At 63.6% G+C, this 17,604-nt stretch carries 13 protein-coding genes; 5 read left to right on the forward strand and 8 right to left on the reverse strand.

Features of this window, described 5'->3' with window-relative positions; all coding sequences use genetic code 11:
* The first annotated feature begins 66 nt into the window (after positions 1-66).
* The 3 genes from carA to AC1RRC_RS06730 are packed head-to-tail and all read left to right on the forward strand — an operon-like array spanning position 67 to position 6,847.
* Complete coding sequence (gene carA / locus AC1RRC_RS06720) at positions 67-1,236, forward strand: glutamine-hydrolyzing carbamoyl-phosphate synthase small subunit (protein ID WP_493054485.1); 1,170 nt, start codon at positions 67-69, stop codon at positions 1,234-1,236.
* The gene (gene carB, locus AC1RRC_RS06725) at positions 1,229-5,074 is read left to right on the forward strand and encodes a carbamoyl-phosphate synthase large subunit (protein ID WP_493054486.1); all 3,846 of its coding nucleotides are present in this window, start codon (positions 1,229-1,231) and stop codon (positions 5,072-5,074) included. Before carA ends, carB begins: the two co-directional genes overlap by 8 nt.
* A gap of 15 nt (positions 5,075-5,089) precedes the next feature.
* Entirely contained in the window at positions 5,090-6,847 is a 1,758-nt protein-coding gene (locus AC1RRC_RS06730) for a methyl-accepting chemotaxis protein (protein ID WP_493054487.1), read from the forward strand.
* Between the two features lie 118 nt (positions 6,848-6,965).
* On the opposite strand, the gene AC1RRC_RS06735 is transcribed toward AC1RRC_RS06730, so the two are convergent.
* Positions 6,966-8,051 (reverse strand): ABC transporter substrate-binding protein, encoded by a 1,086-nt coding sequence (locus AC1RRC_RS06735; RefSeq protein ID WP_493054488.1) that lies wholly within the window; start codon positions 8,049-8,051, stop codon positions 6,966-6,968.
* Positions 8,052-8,257: 206 nt separating this feature from the next.
* On the opposite strand from AC1RRC_RS06735, the gene AC1RRC_RS06740 reads away from it, so the two are divergent.
* Together AC1RRC_RS06740 and AC1RRC_RS06745 are read left to right on the forward strand one after the other, a co-directional pair.
* Complete coding sequence (locus tag AC1RRC_RS06740) at positions 8,258-8,812, forward strand: hypothetical protein (protein ID WP_493054489.1); 555 nt, start codon at positions 8,258-8,260, stop codon at positions 8,810-8,812.
* A complete protein-coding gene (locus tag AC1RRC_RS06745) occupies positions 8,809-9,294 on the forward strand; it encodes a GNAT family N-acetyltransferase (protein WP_493054490.1) in 486 nt (161 codons plus the stop codon). Before AC1RRC_RS06740 ends, AC1RRC_RS06745 begins: the two co-directional genes overlap by 4 nt.
* A 3-nt stretch (positions 9,295-9,297) precedes the next feature.
* Here the strand turns inward: AC1RRC_RS06745 and AC1RRC_RS06750 are convergent, their stop codons facing one another.
* The 7 genes from AC1RRC_RS06750 to AC1RRC_RS06780 all read right to left on the reverse strand — a co-directional run bounded on the left by AC1RRC_RS06750 (position 9,298) and on the right by AC1RRC_RS06780 (position 17,533).
* Positions 9,298-10,272, reverse strand: coding sequence for a thymidylate synthase (locus AC1RRC_RS06750; RefSeq protein ID WP_493054491.1), 975 nt, complete (start codon positions 10,270-10,272; stop codon positions 9,298-9,300).
* An 86-nt stretch (positions 10,273-10,358) separates the two neighbouring features.
* Entirely contained in the window at positions 10,359-11,921 is a 1,563-nt protein-coding gene (locus AC1RRC_RS06755; RefSeq protein WP_493054492.1) for a DEAD/DEAH box helicase, read from the reverse strand.
* An 8-nt stretch (positions 11,922-11,929) separates the two neighbouring features.
* Positions 11,930-13,009, reverse strand: a complete 1,080-nt coding sequence (locus AC1RRC_RS06760; protein WP_493054493.1) for a threonine aldolase family protein — start codon at positions 13,007-13,009, stop codon at positions 11,930-11,932.
* Between the two features lie 53 nt (positions 13,010-13,062).
* Entirely contained in the window at positions 13,063-13,458 is a 396-nt protein-coding gene (locus AC1RRC_RS06765; protein ID WP_493054494.1) for a hypothetical protein, read from the reverse strand.
* A 31-nt stretch (positions 13,459-13,489) separates the two neighbouring features.
* On the reverse strand, positions 13,490-14,545 hold the full coding sequence (locus AC1RRC_RS06770; RefSeq protein ID WP_493054495.1) for a DUF1176 domain-containing protein: 1,056 nt from the start codon (positions 14,543-14,545) through the stop codon (positions 13,490-13,492).
* 6 nt (positions 14,546-14,551) lie between these two features.
* A complete protein-coding gene (locus AC1RRC_RS06775) occupies positions 14,552-16,423 on the reverse strand; it encodes an ABC transporter transmembrane domain-containing protein (RefSeq protein ID WP_493054496.1) in 1,872 nt (623 codons plus the stop codon).
* Between the two features lie 15 nt (positions 16,424-16,438).
* A complete protein-coding gene (locus AC1RRC_RS06780; RefSeq protein WP_493054711.1) occupies positions 16,439-17,533 on the reverse strand; it encodes a lipocalin-like domain-containing protein in 1,095 nt (364 codons plus the stop codon).
* Positions 17,534-17,604 lie beyond the last annotated feature (71 nt).

Here is a 17,604-nt window from a genome sequence, read left to right on the forward strand (position 1 = left end):
TGTAGCCCCAGAAAAATTAATTCCAAGAAACGGCTTTGATCAAGGTTCTCACTCTGGAGGGAGACAATGAAACACCCACTCAGGCACGTACTTGGAGACGTGCAGCATGCAATTCTGGCGTTGGCGGATGGCGCCCTGTTCCACGGCGTGGCCATCGGTGCGGCGGGGGCCACAAGCGGCGAGGTGGTCTTCAACACCGCCATGACGGGTTACCAGGAAATCCTCAGCGATCCCAGTTACAGCCGCCAGATCGTCACACTGACTTATCCCCACATCGGCAACACCGGTATCAATACCGAAGATGGCGAATCGCCGCGCATCCATGCGGCCGGCCTGGTCATCAAGGACTTGCCGCTGTTGATGTCGAATTTCCGTTCCACGCAGTCGCTGCCGGAATGGCTGCGCGAGCAGGACATCGTCGCCATTGCCGGCATCGATACCCGCAAGCTGACCCGCATCCTGCGTGAAAAAGGGGCGCAAAACGGCGCCATTGTCACCGGCGACGACGCGGTGAAAACCGCGGAAATCGCGCTGGAACGGGCGCGCGCGTTCCCGGGCCTGAACGGCATGGACCTGGCCCGCACGGTCACCACCAGTGCAGCGTTTGAATGGCGCGAAACCGAATGGATGCTGGGCCGCGGCTTCGGCCACCAGCATGCGCCCCGCTACCACGTGGTGGCGTATGACTTTGGCGTCAAAACCAATATCCTGCGCATGTTGGCCGAACGAGGCTGCAAGGTAACGGTGCTGCCGGCCGAAGCGGGCGCCAAGGCGGCGCTGGCGCTGCAGCCGGACGGCATTTTCCTGTCCAACGGCCCGGGCGATCCCGGTCCCTGCGATTATGCGATCGATGCCGCGCGCGAATTGATGGACAAGGGCATCCCGACCTTCGGCATTTGCCTGGGGCACCAGATCATGGCGCTGGCCTGTGGCGCGCGCACCGTGAAAATGAAGTTCGGCCACCATGGCGCCAACCACCCGGTGCAGGATGTCCTCACCGGTGAAGTCATGATCACGTCGCAAAACCACGGCTTCGCGGTCGATGCCTCGACCCTGCCGGCGCACTGCAAGATCACCCACGTGTCGCTGTTTGACGGCTCGCTGCAAGGCTTCATGCGCCTCGATAAACCCGCATTCTGCTTCCAGGGCCACCCGGAAGCGTCGCCCGGTCCGCATGACCTGGCACCGTTGTTCGATAAATTCATTGCACTGATGGGAGCCAATCAACATGCCTAAGCGTACCGATATCAACAGCATCCTGATCATCGGCGCCGGCCCCATCGTCATCGGCCAAGCCTGTGAATTCGATTATTCCGGCGCGCAGGCTTGCAAGGCGCTGCGCGAAGAAGGGTACAAGGTGGTGCTGGTCAATTCGAATCCGGCCACCATCATGACCGACCCGGACATGGCGGACGTGACCTATATTGAGCCCATCACGTGGCAAGTGGTGGCCGCCATCATCGAGAAAGAACGGCCGCAAGCCGTGCTGCCCACCATGGGCGGCCAGACCGCGCTTAATTGCGCACTGGATTTGCACCACCACGGCGTGCTGGAAAAATTCAACGTGGAGCTGATCGGCGCCACCCCGGAAGCCATCGACAAGGCGGAAGACCGCGCCAAGTTCAAGGCCGCGATGACGCGCATCGGCCTGGGCTCGGCCCGTTCCGGGATTGCCCACACGATGGCCGAAGCCTGGAGCGAGCAGGAAAAGCTGGGCTTCCCCGTCATCATCCGGCCCTCGTTTACGATGGGTGGCAGCGGCGGCGGCATTGCCCGCAACGCGGAGGAATTCCTGGCCATTTGCACGCGCGGCCTGGAACTGTCGCCGACATCCGAATTGCTGATCGAGGAATCGCTGCTGGGCTGGAAAGAATTCGAAATGGAGGTGGTGCGCGACCGCAAGGACAACTGCATCATTGTCTGCTCGATTGAAAACCTGGATCCGATGGGCGTGCATACCGGCGACTCGATCACGGTGGCGCCGGCGCAAACCTTGACGGACAAGGAATACCAGATCATGCGCAACGCGTCGCTCGACGTGCTGCGGGAAATCGGCGTCGACACCGGCGGCTCCAACGTGCAGTTCGCGCTGAACCCGCAAGACGGCCGCATGATCGTGATTGAAATGAACCCGCGCGTGTCGCGTTCGTCGGCGCTGGCGTCGAAAGCCACCGGCTTCCCGATTGCCCGCGTGGCGGCCAAGCTGGCGGTTGGCTATACGCTCGATGAACTGCGCAACGACATCACGGGCGGCGCCACCCCGGCATCGTTTGAACCGGCCATCGATTATGTCGTGACCAAGGTGCCGCGTTTCGCCTTCGAAAAATTCCCCGGCGCCGACCAGCGCCTGACCACGCAAATGAAATCCGTGGGCGAAGTCATGGCGATGGGCCGCACCTTCCAGGAATCGTTCCAGAAAGCGCTGCGCGGGCTCGATATCGGCCTCGACGGCCTGCGCCGCGCCAATACCGGCGCCGCCGTGATCGCGCAGGAACTGGCGCAGCCGGGACCGCAGCGCATCTGGTACGTGGGGGAAGCGTTCGCCCAAGGCATGACGCAGGGCGAAGTGCATGAACTGTCGAAGATCGATCCCTGGTTCCTGGCGCAAATCCACGACCTGGTGGAAGTGGAACAGTGGGTCCAGACCCAGACCCTGGAAGGGCTGGACAAGCCGGTGCTGTACCGCCTGAAGCAGCAGGGCTTTGGCGACCGCCGCCTGGCTGCGCTGTTGAACACCTCGGAAACCGCGGTGCGCACCCACCGCCAGCTGCTGGGCGTGCGTCCCGTCTATAAGCGGGTCGACACCTGCGCCGGCGAGTTTGCCACCCGCACCGCGTACATGTATTCCACCTATGACGATGAGTGCGAAGCGCAGCCGACCAATAAAACCAAGATCATGGTGCTGGGCGGTGGCCCGAACCGTATCGGCCAGGGCATCGAATTCGATTACTGCTGCGTGCACGCGGCGCTGGCGATGCGCGAAGACGGCTATGAAACCATCATGGTCAACTGCAACCCTGAAACGGTGTCCACCGATTACGACACCTCGGACCGGCTGTATTTCGAATCGCTGACCCTGGAAGATGTGCTGGAAATCGTGGAGCTGGAACGCCCCGCCGGCGTGATCGTGCAATACGGCGGCCAGACCCCGCTGAAGCTCGCGCTGGACCTGGAAGCCAATGGCGTGCCGATTATCGGCACCTCGCCGGACATGATCGACGCCGCGGAAGACCGCGAACGCTTCCAGCAACTGCTGCACGAACTGGACTTGCGCCAGCCGCCCAACCGCACCGCCCGCACCGAGGAAGACGCCGTGCGGCTGGCAGAAGAAATCGGCTATCCGCTGGTGGTGCGTCCGTCGTATGTGCTGGGAGGCCGTGCCATGGAAATCGTCCATGAGCGGGCCGACCTGGAACGCTATATGCGCGAAGCCGTGAAGGTGTCGCACGACTCCCCCGTGTTGCTGGACCGTTTCCTCAACGATGCGATCGAGATCGACGTCGATTGCGTGTCGGACGGCATCGAGGTGGTGATCGGCGGCGTGATGGAGCACGTGGAGCAGGCCGGCATCCACTCCGGCGATTCGGCCTGTGCGCTGCCGCCCTATTCGCTGGCGCCGGACACGGTCGAGGAGATCAAGCGCCAGACCGCGCGCCTGGCGCGCGGGCTGGACGTGGTGGGCCTGATGAATGTGCAATTCGCCGTGCAGCGGCTGAAAGTCGACGGCCGCACGCACGACCAGGTGTTCGTGCTGGAAGTGAACCCGCGCGCCTCGCGCACGGTGCCGTTCGTGTCCAAGGCCACCGGCCGGCCGCTGGCGAAAATCGCCGCGCGCTGCATGGCCGGTGAAACCCTGGCGGAACAGGGTATTTCCGGCGAAGTGGCGCTGCCGTTCTACAGCGTCAAGGAAGCCGTGCTGCCGTTTGGGAAGTTCCCCGGTGTCGATACCATCCTGGGGCCGGAAATGAAATCCACCGGCGAAGTGATGGGCGTGGCGCCGACCTTCGGTGAAGCGTATTACAAGGCCCAGCTGGGCGCCGGCGTGCGCCTGCCGCACGGCGGCACCGTGTATTTACGCGTACGCCAGGGCGACCAGGCGCGCACGGTGGCGCTGGCGCGCGACCTGGCCGCCGCCGGTTTCGACCTGGCCGCCAGCCACGTGACGGCGCAAGTCGTTGCGGCCGGCGGGGTGCCGGTGCGCGAAGAACAGGATGACGTGGTGCTGGCGCTGTTGAAGGAAAAAGCCATCGCCATGGTGGTGGTGACGGTCGATGAAAAGCGCTCCGCGATCGGTTCGTCGCGCGCCCTGCGCGTGGCTGCGCTGGCCTCCGGCGCGGTCTATTACACCACCATCGCCGCCGCCGAAGCATGCGTGGAAGCGCTGAAATATGCGCAACAGCCGCCCAGCCTGTATTCCGTGCAGGCCTTGCACGCGCTGGCGGCCGAAGCGAAGGAGGCCGTGCCGTCCGCACCGCAGCAGGGCCGCCGTGTGCCTGGCGTGGACGACCTGGCCGCCGCCGCGTTCAAGCTGCCGGAGCGGCGCCGCAGCCTGCGTGAACGCAGTGTCGGTGTGCCGCCATTAAAACTGTTCATCCGCCAGCCATTCACGGAATCGGATGCGCGCCAGCAGCGCATGATTGCCGACATCCTGACCCTGATCGATACCGCCAACGGCATTCCCTATCCGTTCAAGTACCTGACCGGCACGGAAGCGGAAAGTGCCGACACGTTCCGCGCCGCGTTTGAACGCAACCACCAGCAACCCTTCACGCCGAAGAATTTCCGGCGCCACCGCCTGGCGCTGCTGGAGCAGGCCGACGTGATGATCAACATCCGGGTCGGCATGAGCGAGTCGAGCGCGTTTGAACTGGCGTACCACGTGTTCAAGGGGCGCGCCACGCCGGTGCTGTTCCTGGTGTGGAAGGGCGCGCCGATCAAGACCACCCTGCTGCGCGAACTCGATGACCTGGTCGACGTCACCTATATCGAATTTGAGGAAGTAGAAGAGCTGAGGGGCGCGATACACCGCTTCTTCAGTGGCAAATCCCTGCAAGTCCTGGAAGCTTGCGGTTAATACAAGGAGTGCGACATGCTGGCTAATTTTAAGATCAAGAACCTGGTGATCGGTGCGCTGGGATTCCTCAGCGCCCTGATGCTGGTGATGGGCATCATGGGTATTTATGGCGCCAACAAATCCGTGGCGATGCTCAGCGAGGTCACCCTCAGCGATGAACAAAACGCTACCGCCCGCACGGCCATCCGGCTCGATATGGAGACCAACCGCAGCCAGATCCTGCAGGCCTTGCAGCACAACCCGGGGTTCGACTGGGCCAAGCTGCACGACCATCCGCTGACCAACCACTGGACCATCATCGACACCACGTCGGCGCGGCTGGCCAAGAGCTGGGATACCTATCTGGCCAGCATCAAATCCGAGGAAGAGCGCAAGCTGGCGCAAGAGTGGTATGCAAAAAGCGGCGGGCTGGGACTGGACCACATCAAGGCCGCCGCCACCGCCATCAAGGCCGATCAGTGGGATGACGGGGAAATGGTCTTGATCAAGAAAATTAATCCGACGTACCGCGTTGGCGATGAGGCAATGAAAGCCTTCACCGCGTTTGCCGACAAGCGGTCCAAGGAAAATGAAGAAGCCGTGCAAGCGAGCCTGGCTTCGACCCGCAACACCATGATCGCGGTGGTGATCATAGGCGCATTGTTGGGCCTGTGCGCCGGCGTGATCGTGGTGGGCGCGATTTCCGCACCGCTGCGCGAAGCGATGGATGTCGCGCACCGGGTGGCGGAAGGCGACTTGACGGGCAAATCCGAACCGCACAGCAACAACGAAATCGGCTCATTGCTGAAGGCGCTCGACAAGATGAAAGCCAACCTGTCCGAGATCGTGGGCGAAGTGCGCGGCAGCACCGATGTGATTTCCAGCGCATCGGGCCAGATCGCCGCCGGCAACATGGACTTGTCGAACCGCACCGCACAGCAGGCGGCTTCGCTGGAAGAAACCGCATCGTCGATGGAACAGCTGACCGGCACCGTCAAGCAAAATGCCGACCACGCGCGCCAGGCCAACCAGCTGGCGCAATCGGCATCGCAAGTAGCCAGCCGTGGCGGCCAGGTGGTGTCGCAAGTGGTGGAAACCATGGGCTCGATTAACGATTCGTCGAAGAAGATTGTCGACATCATTGGCGTGATTGACGGCATTGCGTTCCAGACCAATATCCTGGCGCTGAATGCCGCGGTGGAAGCCGCCCGCGCCGGTGAGCAGGGACGTGGCTTCGCGGTGGTGGCGTCGGAAGTGCGTTCGCTGGCGCAGCGTTCGGCCGCGGCGGCCAAGGAAATCAAGGCGCTGATCGATGATTCCGTGGACAAGGTCGACTCCGGCGCCAAGCTGGTGGACCAGGCCGGCGCCACGATGGAAGAAATCGTCACCAGCATTGGCCGTGTCGCCAGCATCATGGGTGAAATCACGCAAGCCAGCCAGGACCAGACTGCGGGCCTGGACCAGATTCATTCCGCCATCAGCCAGATGGATGGCTTGACCCAGCAAAACGTCGCGCTGGTGGAAGAAGCATCGGCTGCCGCCGATTCACTGTACGAGCGCGCTGCGGGCCTGCAGCAAGTGGTCAGCGTGTTCAAGGTGGATGCCTCCATGCTGCCGCCGTCGCTTGCCGCGCCCCGTGCGCCGGTGAAATCGGCCGCCAAGCCAGCCGCCAAGCCAGCCGCGAAGGCGGCGTCGGTGCGCCAGATCGCCAACCGCGCGGGCAAGCCTGCGGCGGCGCCAAAGAAGGCCCAGGCCGTGGCCAATGGCGCCAACGACGACTGGGTGGAATTCTGACCGTGTCTCCTCCGGCTGCCACCCCTTAGGTGGCCGGTTTCGCGGCTGCGCGCTCCCCGCGCAGCCGTTTATTTTTATTCGTTTGCAGGTGCGGGGCGTTCAGGCCGGGCGCCGCGGCTTATTGAGCCAACTGTTCCCACGCCACTTGCCAGTAACCGTTGCGGGTCGCGGTTTTCGCTTCCAGCACAGCGGCCGGCAGTTTGACGTCCAGCGCGGCAATGCGGTCCGGGTCGAGCAGGATGGTGGGCCGTTCCTGGCGCAGGATCGGCAGCACGTCCGGTTTAGTGTGGAATTTCAGGATCTTGGCCGCATGCTGGCCCGCCAGCGCGCCGACCTTGCCAAACTCCGCGCCCATATACAGCGCCGCGCCCGGCACGCGCACCATGGCCAGGGTCACCACCGGCACCTTATTTTCCTTGCCATATTCGCCCAGGTCGATCGCCGCCTCGTAGCGGTGCAAGCCATAGTACGTATCGAGCGGCACGGCAAACAGGTTGACGCCGCTGCCGCCATCATGCAATGCCTTGATGGACGGGATGATGCTGTCGGTCTTGGCCACCAGTTTGGACGTGACGGCCATCCCGAGCGGCTTGGCGCTGACGGAAGCAGCCGCCACGTTGGCCACGCCGTTTTCATCGTCGGTATGGATCATGCCGATCTTGCTGGCATTGGGGAAGATCCGCTGCACCATCTTCAGCGAATCCTGCATGCTGGTATACAGGGTCGATCCCGTGACACCGGGGCCGCCGTCGACCAGCGACACGCAGCCGGCATCCTGCGGATGGGCCACGGCGGTAAACACCACCGGCACCCTGGCGTCTTCCAGGATGCCACGCGCGTATTTGGTGGCCGGGGTGCCGATGGTCAGCACCAGGTCCGGCTTGGCGGCCGCCATGCGCACGGCTTCCTGCCGCACTTTCATCAGCGCGCCGATGCGGTTCCAGAAGCCGCCGCGTTCGATGTCGAAATCGACTTTGACGCGGTTGACCTTGAGGTTCTTGCCGGTGGCGATGCCTTGTTCCTTCAGGGTTTCCAGGAACCCGTTGTACGCTTCCTGGTATGGTTCGATGTCCGTCACCTGCAGTACTTCGACCCGGTATTCATGGGGCGTTTCCATGGTTTCCAGCGGCAGGGGTTCGATGGCGAAGACCGGCAGGGCGGCGAAGGCGGTGGCCAGCAATAAGGGGAGGGTGAGCTTTTTCATCAGGTCCGGAGAGTCAGTGTCGATGGCCTATTTAATCAAGAAATAGTAATAATTCGGCAAGTATCGACAGACTTCACGAGCCAAACTGCATTCCATGACGGCCATTACAACAGTCGGCGGGGGATGTAACTGTTGGCAAATTTCGCAACATTGGCACGGGAGCTCTGTTAACATGCGGACTTTATCAAGATGCAACAGGAGTTTTTATGCACGCAATGACTTCCCTGGCTGCGGCCGGCCTGATTTCCCTGGCAGCGCTGATTGCCGCCACGCCCGCCGCCAATGCAGCGTCCCCGGCTCCGGCCGCTGCCTCGGCGCCCGATGCGGCGGCCATCAAGGCCACCCACGACATGCTGGCCGCCATGCAGGCGGAAAAACTGGTGCGCATGGTGGCCGGCAGCAGCCGCTTCCCGAACGAACAAGCCCGCACCGCCGCGCTGGCCAAGGTGGAAAAGCTGACGCAGACGCCGGCCGAAGTATATAAACGCCTGGCGGCCCCGGTCGCCAAGGTGGTGTCGGCGGAAACCGCCGCCGAGATGGCGCGTTTTTACCAGACGCCGTATGGTCAGAAAGTCGTTTTCCAGAAGTACAACAGCCGTGCCAGTTTTGGCGGCGCGGCCGCGCCGCAGGTCAGCAAGGAAGAAAAGGCGGCATTGAAAAATCCGGCCTATGTCAAAGCCAGCAAGGAGCTGGAAGCGGCCGAACCGGCCATCCGCCACGAAGTGTTCGTGTTGATCAAGAGTGTGCTGAAGTCCGCATGATGGTTTTGCCCACCACGGAAGCGCACTGGCAAGCGTTGAGATCCGTACGGCTGGCCGCGCTGCTCGATGCGCCGACCGCCTTTGGCATCACGCATGCGCAATCGTCCGCCAATACCGACGATGATTGGCGCGCCCATGCGGCGGGACGCAAGGGCATTGCCTTTTTCCTGGCGTTCGATGGCGATGACGCGGTTGGTCTTGCCGGGGGGATGACGGGCAGCGACGGCACACACCAGCTGATCGCGATGTGGGTGCGGCCGCAATACCGGGGTTCCGGCATTGCCGCGCAACTGGTTGATGCGGTCAAAGCCAACGCGGTGGCGGCGGGGCATGTGCGGGTGGTGCTGGACGTGTCGCCGGAAAACGCGCCGGCGGCGCGCTTTTACCAGAAGCAGGGCTTTGTGTTCCTGCCCCACTGGGAACCGCTGGCCAGCCATCCGCACATCCAGGTGCAGCAAATGGCGTGGCTGGCCACGGTGTGAAGGTCAGACCGCCATCGGCGCCGTGATCGGCGCATGGTGCCGGTAGCCTTCCAGCGAGAAATCGGAAGGTTCGACTTTTTCCAGCCATTCCGGCTCGTATTTTCCGGTCTTGGCAAAGTCCGGCACGCGCTCGGAAATCACCAGCTTCGGCGCCGGGAACGGTTCGCGCTGCAACTGTTCCCGCACCATGTCCAGGTGGTTTTCATAGATGTGCGCATCGCCGATGAAATAGCTGAACCAGCGCGGCGTATAGCCCGTCAGGCGGCCGACCAGCGCCAGCAGCGCCGCGCCTTCGGCCAGGTTGAAGGGCGTCCCCAGGCCGATATCGTTGCTGCGCACGTACAGGCACAGGGAAATTTCTTTCGTCGTGGCGTTCGGGATGAACTGGTACAGCAAGTGGCAGGCCGGCAGCGCGACCTGGTCCAGCACGGCCGGGTTCCAGCCGTGGAACAGGATGCGGCGGCTGCCCGGATTGTTGACGATGGTGTCCAGGCATTCGCGCAACTGGTCGATGGCCTTGTACATCAGCACTTTATTCACGCCATCTTCCACCAGCGGGGCGACCACGCGGAAGCCATTGCGCTGCGCGTCGCCGATCTGTGCATCCGCATCGGCATCGAGCAGCTTGTAGCCGGGCCACTGGCGCCACTGCACGCCGTACACCGGGCCAAGGTCGTCCAGGCCGGTGCGGTGCGGGTTGTCCAGCCACTGCTGGTTTTCATTGGCGTTCTGGTCCCACACTTTGCAGCCCAGCGCGCGGAAGTCCGCCGCGCTGCTGGAGGCGCGCAGGAAGGCGCACAATTCACCGACCACGGATTTGAACGCCAGCTTCTTGGTCGTCACCGCCGGGAAACCGTCCTTTTGCAGGTCGAAACGCATCATGGCGCCCGGCACGCTGAGGGTGCGGATGCCGGTGCGGTTGTCTTGCCAGCTGCCGGTGTCGAGGACAGTGCGGATCAGGTCCAGGTATTGCTGCATTCAAATCTCCAACGGGTACGGTATTTTACAAAGAGCCGATGATTGTAACAGGCGGCTGCACGGGACGATGCGCCGCCACGCGCGCGTCAGCGCTTGCCGCGCTTGCCGGTGTCGCGCGCCGTGGCTTTGGCGGCGGCCCTGGCGACGGATTTGGCGCCACGGCCGCCGGTGACGACCACCGCGCCTTTCGGCACGGCGCCAGCACCGCCGGCGCCCCGTGCGCGGCCCTGCGGTGGCGAAGCGAAGCTTTTCCCCCGTGCCGTGCCGGCCGCCGCAGGGTTGCCTGCCGCCGCTTTGGCGGCGCGCGGTTTCGGCGCCGGTTGCGCACCGGGATAACTGCCGTCGCGGTCGGTGCGGAAGCGCGGATCGGCGCTGAGCGGCTGGTCCGGGTCGGCATTGAGCTTGTCCGGCGCGCCGCGTTTGCCGCCGGCATCGTTCTTCGCAGGCTTGGCGCCTGGTTTCCCGCCGGCCTTGGCGGCGGATTTCGCCACCGGGGCGGTGTCCGGCACGCGGTGTTCCGCTTCAAATCCAGCCACCTCGGTGCGCGGCAGCACTTGCCGCGTCAGCTTTTCAATTGCGCGCAAGGGTTCGGCTTCATCCGCGCACACCAGCGACAGCGCCTCACCTTCCATGCCGGCACGGCCGGTGCGGCCAATGCGGTGCACATAGTCTTCCGCCACGGTCGGTAAATCGAAATTCACCACCAGCGGCAGCGCTTCGATATCGAGGCCGCGCGCCGCAACGTCGGTCGCCACCAGCAATTGCACTTGTCCGGCCTTGAAACGTTCCAGCGCGCGCAAGCGAATATGCTGGGCGCGGTCGCCGTGGATCGCGTCGGCCTTGAAACCCTGTTCCTGCAATTGTTCGACCAGCACGTCCGCGCCCTTGCGGGTTTTCACGAACACCAGCACTTGTGGCCAGTCGTTCTTGCGCAGCAGGTGCAGCAGCAGCGGCGCCTTGCGGCGCTTGTCGGTGGTGATGGCCCACTGGCGCACCGTCGCGGCGGCCTGGTTGCGGGGACTGGCCTGGATCGTGACGGGGTCTTCCAGCAGGATTTTCGCCAGCTCGCGGATCGCTTCCGGGAACGTGGCGGAAAACAGCAAGGTCTGTTTCTCGTCCGGCAGCGCCAGCAAAATCTGTTCGAGGTCGTTGGCAAAGCCCAGGTCCAGCATGCGGTCCGCTTCGTCCAGCACCACCGCCTGCAACTGATCGAACCGCACTTCGCCCTGGCCCATCAAGTCCAGCAGCCGGCCCGGTGTCGCCACCAGCACATCGAGACCCTTGCGCAGCTTGGCGATTTGCGGCTCGATCGGCACCCCGCCATAGGCGACGAAGGCGCGCATCGGGATATTGCGGCCATAGCTGCGAAAGCTCTCGAACACCTGCTCGGCCAGTTCGCGCGTGGGCGTGAGCACCAGGCAGCGCACCATGCCGGGCGCGGCGCGCTCGCCGACCGTGGCCAGGCGCTGCAGCAGGGGGATCGCAAAGCCGGCGGTCTTGCCGGTGCCGGTCTGCGCGGCGGCCAGCAAATCGCGGCCTTCCAGGATGGCGGGAATCGCCTGTTGCTGGACCGGTGTCGGTTCGGAATAGCCGACCGTGGCAAGCATGCGGATCAGCGGGTCGATCAGGCCCAGGGAATCAAAAGTCATGGTTTCTTTCAAAGTTCGTTACACCACAGCGCCAGGGCGCTGTGCAGGCGCGCATCATCGAGCGCCATCAGGTTGTCGCCGACATACCATTCCGTAAAACAGTGGCCGGGCAGTTGCGCAGGGCTGGCGCGGTTGAACAGCCAGACGCCGTGCTGCTGGGCCACCTTGATGCGCAGCTCGATGGCGCGCTCGCGGCTGGCCGGCATGTGGACGTGCAGCATATTGGCTTGCGGCCAAGCCGGGTTCGGCGTCAGTTTGGGGAAGGCGCGCAGGATCTCAACCAGTTCCAGCGTGCGGCGGTAGTAATGCGGCATCGCCGCCAGCCGCGCATCGAATTGCATGGCCGCCGCCACGATATACGGCGAGCGGTGGATCACATTGCCGCCGGATCGGCGGAACCATTCGGCCGCCACGCCGGTAAACGGCCGCTTGCCCAGCAACACCGCGCCACCCAGGCCGGCAATGCCCTTGTACAGCGAGACGTACACACTGTCGAAACCGGCGCAGATTTCATGCAGGGGTTTGCCATAGGCCGCCGCGGCTTCCCACAGCCGCGCGCCATCCATGTGCAGGTGGATACCCTGTGCGTGGCAATATGCCTTGATGGCGGCCAGTTCGTCCCATGACGGGCTCTGGCCGCCGATTTCGCGGGCCGGCAACTCCAGCACCACGGCGCCCAGCTTGTCGGGGATGGCTTTTAAATCGTCCAGGGTCCACGGGCGGTGCGGATCGCCGAGTTGCAGCGCATCGAAGTGGCCAAGCAACTGGTGGTTGCCCCGTTCATGCCTGAAAATGTGCGCGGTCGGGTGCAGCGCCACCAGCCGGCTGCCCCGTTCCGCGCACGCCAGGCGCAGTGCGGTCACTTGCGTCATGGTGCCGGTGATGCAGAACACGCTGGCCTCACAACCCAGCAGCGCGGCGATTTTTGCTTCAAACGCCTGGATCAGGTCCCCGTCGCCATAGACGTCATGCGCCACATGGTGCTGCTCGCACCATTCGGCCATGGCATAAAACAGTTCGGCGGGCGTTTGCTGGCGGTGACCCGGCAAGACGGTATGGCAGCTCTGGCGCAATTCGGCGTCGGTCACGGGGTTCTCCTGGAAAGGATGGCATTTTAACCGACGACGTAGAGTTGAAGGTGTCAAGCCTGTCCGATGCTATTCTGTTTCCTCGCTCGCGCTGTACGTTTCTCTGCTGCTGCACGCCGACGGGCATGTTCGACCAGCGCGTTGGTAATTATTTGGCGCAGCTCGGGCGTAAAGCGGGCAATCTCTTCCTCTTGCAGCAGATCGGCTTGGCACATCAGCAAGATATGCCAAGTGGCAGTGGAGCGCCTGAAGTCATTGAATATCTCCGCAAGCTCATTATCCCGCTCATGAACATGCCGATAGAGGGCGATGTAACGCTGGTGCGAGGACATTTCCGGTTGTTCCAAAAGACCATCGATTTCCTTGAGAATCCGAGTGCAAAAACGATCCAGCGCGATTGGCTTGAGATCGCGAAACACTCGCCAGTCTGCTTCGTCGATAGGTTGCATAACTCCTCCCCTGAATTATGCTGATTATCGCTTACCTTTTTTGTTGGCGCACTTCGGTGACCAGCGTCGGCAATTCCCATGCGCCGCCGGCGGCAATGGCTTTGCACATACCCGTAGTGGACGATTCCGTCAGCACGAATTGCGCGCCATTCCACGTCCATTGGCTGGAATTCATGCAGTCACCGATGCCCCGGCCTTTGAATACGCCCGAAACGATGCCCGCCGCATACCCGGAACCCGCGGCAGTGACCAGTTTGGGGCCGTACGGCGGGCGTACGTTGATGATCCAGTAGCCATGGCTGGTGTTGTACGGCGCCAGGAAGCACATGGTGGAAGCAAGCGCCAGGTTGGCATTCAGGCGTGTGACGGTTATTCCGTCGCTGTTGAGCGGGCCGTGCAAGTCTTCGCAAACTGTTATCGGCGTGGCGGCGCGCAAGGCCGCCAGCAAGGCTCTGCGTGCACTGCCTGGCAGCCGAATGCTTTTGTCGGAAGGGGAAAACGCGTACACGACCGGAGCAGCTTGCGTTGCAGGCACACTGGACTCGGTGGCTTGGCCGGGTTTGTACAGCGCGCCGCTGGTGCCCAACCGGCCCTGGAATTCATCCATTTTCAACAGGACGGCGGCAGCACCTTTGCCAGAGAGTTCCCACAAAGTGGTGCCGGCGGTCCATTCGATCTTGCTGTTGCCCCTGAGCGCTCCCAGGAGAGCCGCAGTCTGCGCGTCATCTAGTTCGGTGCTGAGGGAATTGCGTTGCAGGCGCAGCGTGCCATGGTCACGGTCGCCAATGAACATGCTAACTTCGAATGTTTCCGGCAATTGATCGAGGAATCTGGCGTCTCCAAGGCTGCCGATCATCAGCGTGGCGCTGACCGATTGTTCGGGTCCGGCCAACCGCGTCAGCAGGATGGAAACGGCCTCGTTATAACGGTCGTCCTGATATCCGGCAGCGCGGCAGGTGCCGGTATTGTCACAGGCCAGTTCCCAGTCATGGTGCTGGAAGTAGATACCGGCAAACCCGGCGGCGCCTGCGGCCGCCGGCATCAATGCCAGCACAGCGGTCAGCGCCAGGGCGCTGCGGACATTCATGCTGTTTTAGTGCACCACTTGCACATTATGGAACTGCAGCGCCGCCAGGTTCGCATAGATGCCACCCAGCGCCACCAGTGACGCATGGTTGCCGGTTTCGACGATCTTGCCGTCTTCCATCACGATGATGCGGTCGGCGCGCTGCACGGTGGCCAGGCGGTGGGCGATGATGACGGTGGTGCGGCCTTTCATGGCAGCTTCCAGCGCGCCTTGCACCAGGCGTTCGGATTCCGCGTCGAGCGCGCTGGTGGCTTCGTCCAGCAGCAGCAGCGGCGGGTTTTTCAGCAGGGCGCGGGCAATCGCGATGCGCTGGCGCTGGCCGCCGGACAGGCGCACGCCGCGCTCGCCCAGGAACGACTGGTAACCGTTCGGCAAGCGTTCGATGAATTCGTGGGCGGCGGCCATTTTCGCGGCCTGGATCACTTCTTCATCGGTGGCGCCGGCGCGGCCGTAGCGGATGTTTTCCATCGCGTCGGTCGAGAAGATCACGGTGTCCTGCGGCACGATGCCGATCGCGTTGCGCAGGGTGTGCAGGTCGAGCTGCCGGATATCGACGCCATCGAGCTTGATCGAGCCCAGTTGCGGGTCGTAGAAGCGCAGGAACAACTGGAACAGGGTGGTCTTGCCGGCGCCGGAAGGACCGACCACGGCAATGGTTTCGCCGGGTTTGATGTCCAGATTCAGGTGCGACAGGGCCGCCGTGTCGGGGCGCGACGGGTACGAGAACGTCACGTCGCCCAGCGCCAGGGCGGCGCCGTTGGCGGCGCGCGGCGGCAGCGCCAGCGGGTGGGCCGGCGACTGGATGTCGGATTTCACGGACATCAGTTCCAGCAGGCGTTCGGTGGCGCCGGCGGCGCGCTGGGCTTCGCCCATCACTTCGGACAAGGCGCCAATCGCGCCGGCCACGGTGGTCGCATACAGGATGAACTGGCCCAGCTCACCGCCCGTCATGGTCCCTTCCAGCACGGCATGGGCGCCCAGCCACAGCACGAACACGATGGTGCCGAACACCAGCACGATGGCCAGCATGGTTAAAAACGCACGGGCGCGGATGCGCTGCATCGCCGTGGTAAATGCGTTTTCCACCGAGGTGCTGAAACGCTCGGTTTCGATTTTCTCGTGGGTAAACGCTTGCACGGTCGGCATCGCGTTGAGGATTTCACCGGCCACGGCGGAGGCATCGGCAATCCGGTCCTGCGACGCGCGCGACAGCTTGCGCACGCGGCGGCCAAAGCCGACGATCGGCACCACGATCAGCACCAGCAAGCCGAGGATGATCGACGACAGTTTGACCGACGTGAAGAACAGCATGGCCAGGCCGCCCAGGAACAGCAGCACATTGCGCAGCGCCATCGAGATACTGGTGCCGACCACCGCCTGGATCAAGGTGGTGTCGGTGGTGATGCGCGACAGCACTTCACCGGTCTGGGTGGTTTCAAAGAATTCGGGACTTTGCGTGACCACGTGCCGGTACACCGCGCTGCGGATGTCGGCCGTCACGCGTTCGCCCAGCCATGACACGGTATAAAAACGCGCGGCGGTGGCCAGTGCCAGCACCGTGGCCACGCCAAACAGCGCCAGGAACACGGCGTTGACATGCTCGATGTGGTTGCCAGCCGAGCCGGCGGCGCCGAAGCCCAGGTCGATCATTTGCTTGAAGGCGACGGGAATCGCCAGGGTGGCGCCGGCGGCCACCACCAGCGCCACGCCGGCCATGGCGAATTGTTTTTTATACGGACGCAGGAAAGGCAGCAAGCCTTTCAGGGCGGCCAGGCTGCCTTTTTTTTGTTCGCGCGCTTCGGTATGGGCGGCGGCCGGCGCCGGATTGGCGTTGTCGGCCGGGTTGGTATTGCTGTTGCCTGCGATGCTGTTATTCATTGAGCGTTCTAATCGTTACAGTTTCATGGGCCGTACATAGCCGGTCAGTTCCAGGTAGCCTTTGCCGGCCTGGACTCCGTCACGCTGCACGGTCACCGCGCCTTCCCAGTACACCGCGCCCGTGCTGCGGCGCGAATCGAGCTCCTGGTCGTCCTGCAGGGGCGCGATCTGCCACACGGCGTCGCCGGTGGCAAGCTGGATGGCAACGGGATACTCGGCATTGGTGCGGGGCGAACGCCACCGCCTTTGCGGGGTAAAGCTGACCTGGTCCTGCGCGTAATGCGTGATCTTACCGGATGCGTCGCGCCATGTCGCGTGCGCCCACAGTTTACCACCTGTCTTGCTACGCATATGAAAGGCCATCAGCGCGCCGCCGTCGGCGAGGTTGATGCCGGCCCAGTCCCAGCCCACCGCGTCCGGGTCCAGGTAGGCGCTCGACCATTCATGGTCCAGCCAGGTCACGCCGGTCACCGGCATCTTCACCGGCACCGTCGCCGGCTTGACGCCGCCTCTGGTGATCGTGCCGGTGGTCTCCAGTTGCGGTTCGCTGTAGTAATAGCTGGCGCTGAGCGGATCGGGGCTCTTGCGCGAATAGCCGTTTTCCCCCTGCGGCATCACTGGCTGGCGTGGGCGCAGGGTCAAATCCAGCGTAAAGCCGCTGGCGGCCAGGCTCACGTGGTAGGCGCCGTCGGGCTTGCGCACCATGCGCCAGTCATCGAGTTTCACGTCGGTGTCGCCGGTCTTCGCATAGGCCAGCCCGAATCCTTCACGGGCCGAGCGCTGGTCGTGCTGCAACTTGCCGGTGGCGGCGTCGGACAGCGCCGCGTGGCCGATGATCAGCTGGCGCGGCGCGAAGCTGCTGGGATTGGCGGAATCGTGCGGCGGCGCGACGCGGAAAAACGTGACCTGGTAGCCCAGGTCCTTGCCATCCGGGGTTTTCACCCAGCCCGTGGCGTACCACCATTCGGTCTTATAGGCGGGATGGGCGCCGAAATCGCGCGGGAATTGCAAAGTCCGCCCGGGCGGCAGCGGGGTCACGGCCGGATAGACCGGCGGCGCCGCCAGGGCGGGGGCGGCTGGCAGCAGCGCCAAGGCGCTCGCGACCAGCATCAAGGACAGCAGCGCCAGGGCGCGCGCCACGAACATGCCGGTGGCGCCGGCGCCAATCGGCGCGCCGCCGC

It is taken from the genome of Pseudoduganella sp. GW821-FHT12E03, from assembly GCF_058807115.1.

Excerpts from the sequence above, each read along its gene's own strand:
- carA (WP_493054485.1), top strand. The coding sequence starts at position 67 with ATGAAACACCCACTCAGGCACGTACTTGGAGACGTGCAGCATGCAATT.
- carB (WP_493054486.1), top strand. The coding sequence starts at position 1,229 with ATGCCTAAGCGTACCGATATCAACAGCATCCTGATCATCGGCGCCGGC.
- AC1RRC_RS06730 (WP_493054487.1), top strand. The coding sequence starts at position 5,090 with ATGCTGGCTAATTTTAAGATCAAGAACCTGGTGATCGGTGCGCTGGGA.
- AC1RRC_RS06735 (WP_493054488.1), bottom strand. The coding sequence starts at position 8,051 with ATGAAAAAGCTCACCCTCCCCTTATTGCTGGCCACCGCCTTCGCCGCC.
- AC1RRC_RS06740 (WP_493054489.1), top strand. The coding sequence starts at position 8,258 with ATGCACGCAATGACTTCCCTGGCTGCGGCCGGCCTGATTTCCCTGGCA.
- AC1RRC_RS06745 (WP_493054490.1), top strand. The coding sequence starts at position 8,809 with ATGATGGTTTTGCCCACCACGGAAGCGCACTGGCAAGCGTTGAGATCC.
- AC1RRC_RS06750 (WP_493054491.1), bottom strand. The coding sequence starts at position 10,272 with ATGCAGCAATACCTGGACCTGATCCGCACTGTCCTCGACACCGGCAGC.
- AC1RRC_RS06755 (WP_493054492.1), bottom strand. The coding sequence starts at position 11,921 with ATGACTTTTGATTCCCTGGGCCTGATCGACCCGCTGATCCGCATGCTT.
- AC1RRC_RS06765 (WP_493054494.1), bottom strand. The coding sequence starts at position 13,458 with ATGCAACCTATCGACGAAGCAGACTGGCGAGTGTTTCGCGATCTCAAG.
- AC1RRC_RS06770 (WP_493054495.1), bottom strand. The coding sequence starts at position 14,545 with ATGAATGTCCGCAGCGCCCTGGCGCTGACCGCTGTGCTGGCATTGATG.
- AC1RRC_RS06775 (WP_493054496.1), bottom strand. The coding sequence starts at position 16,423 with ATGAATAACAGCATCGCAGGCAACAGCAATACCAACCCGGCCGACAAC.
- AC1RRC_RS06780 (WP_493054711.1), bottom strand. The coding sequence starts at position 17,533 with ATGCTGGTCGCGAGCGCCTTGGCGCTGCTGCCAGCCGCCCCCGCCCTG.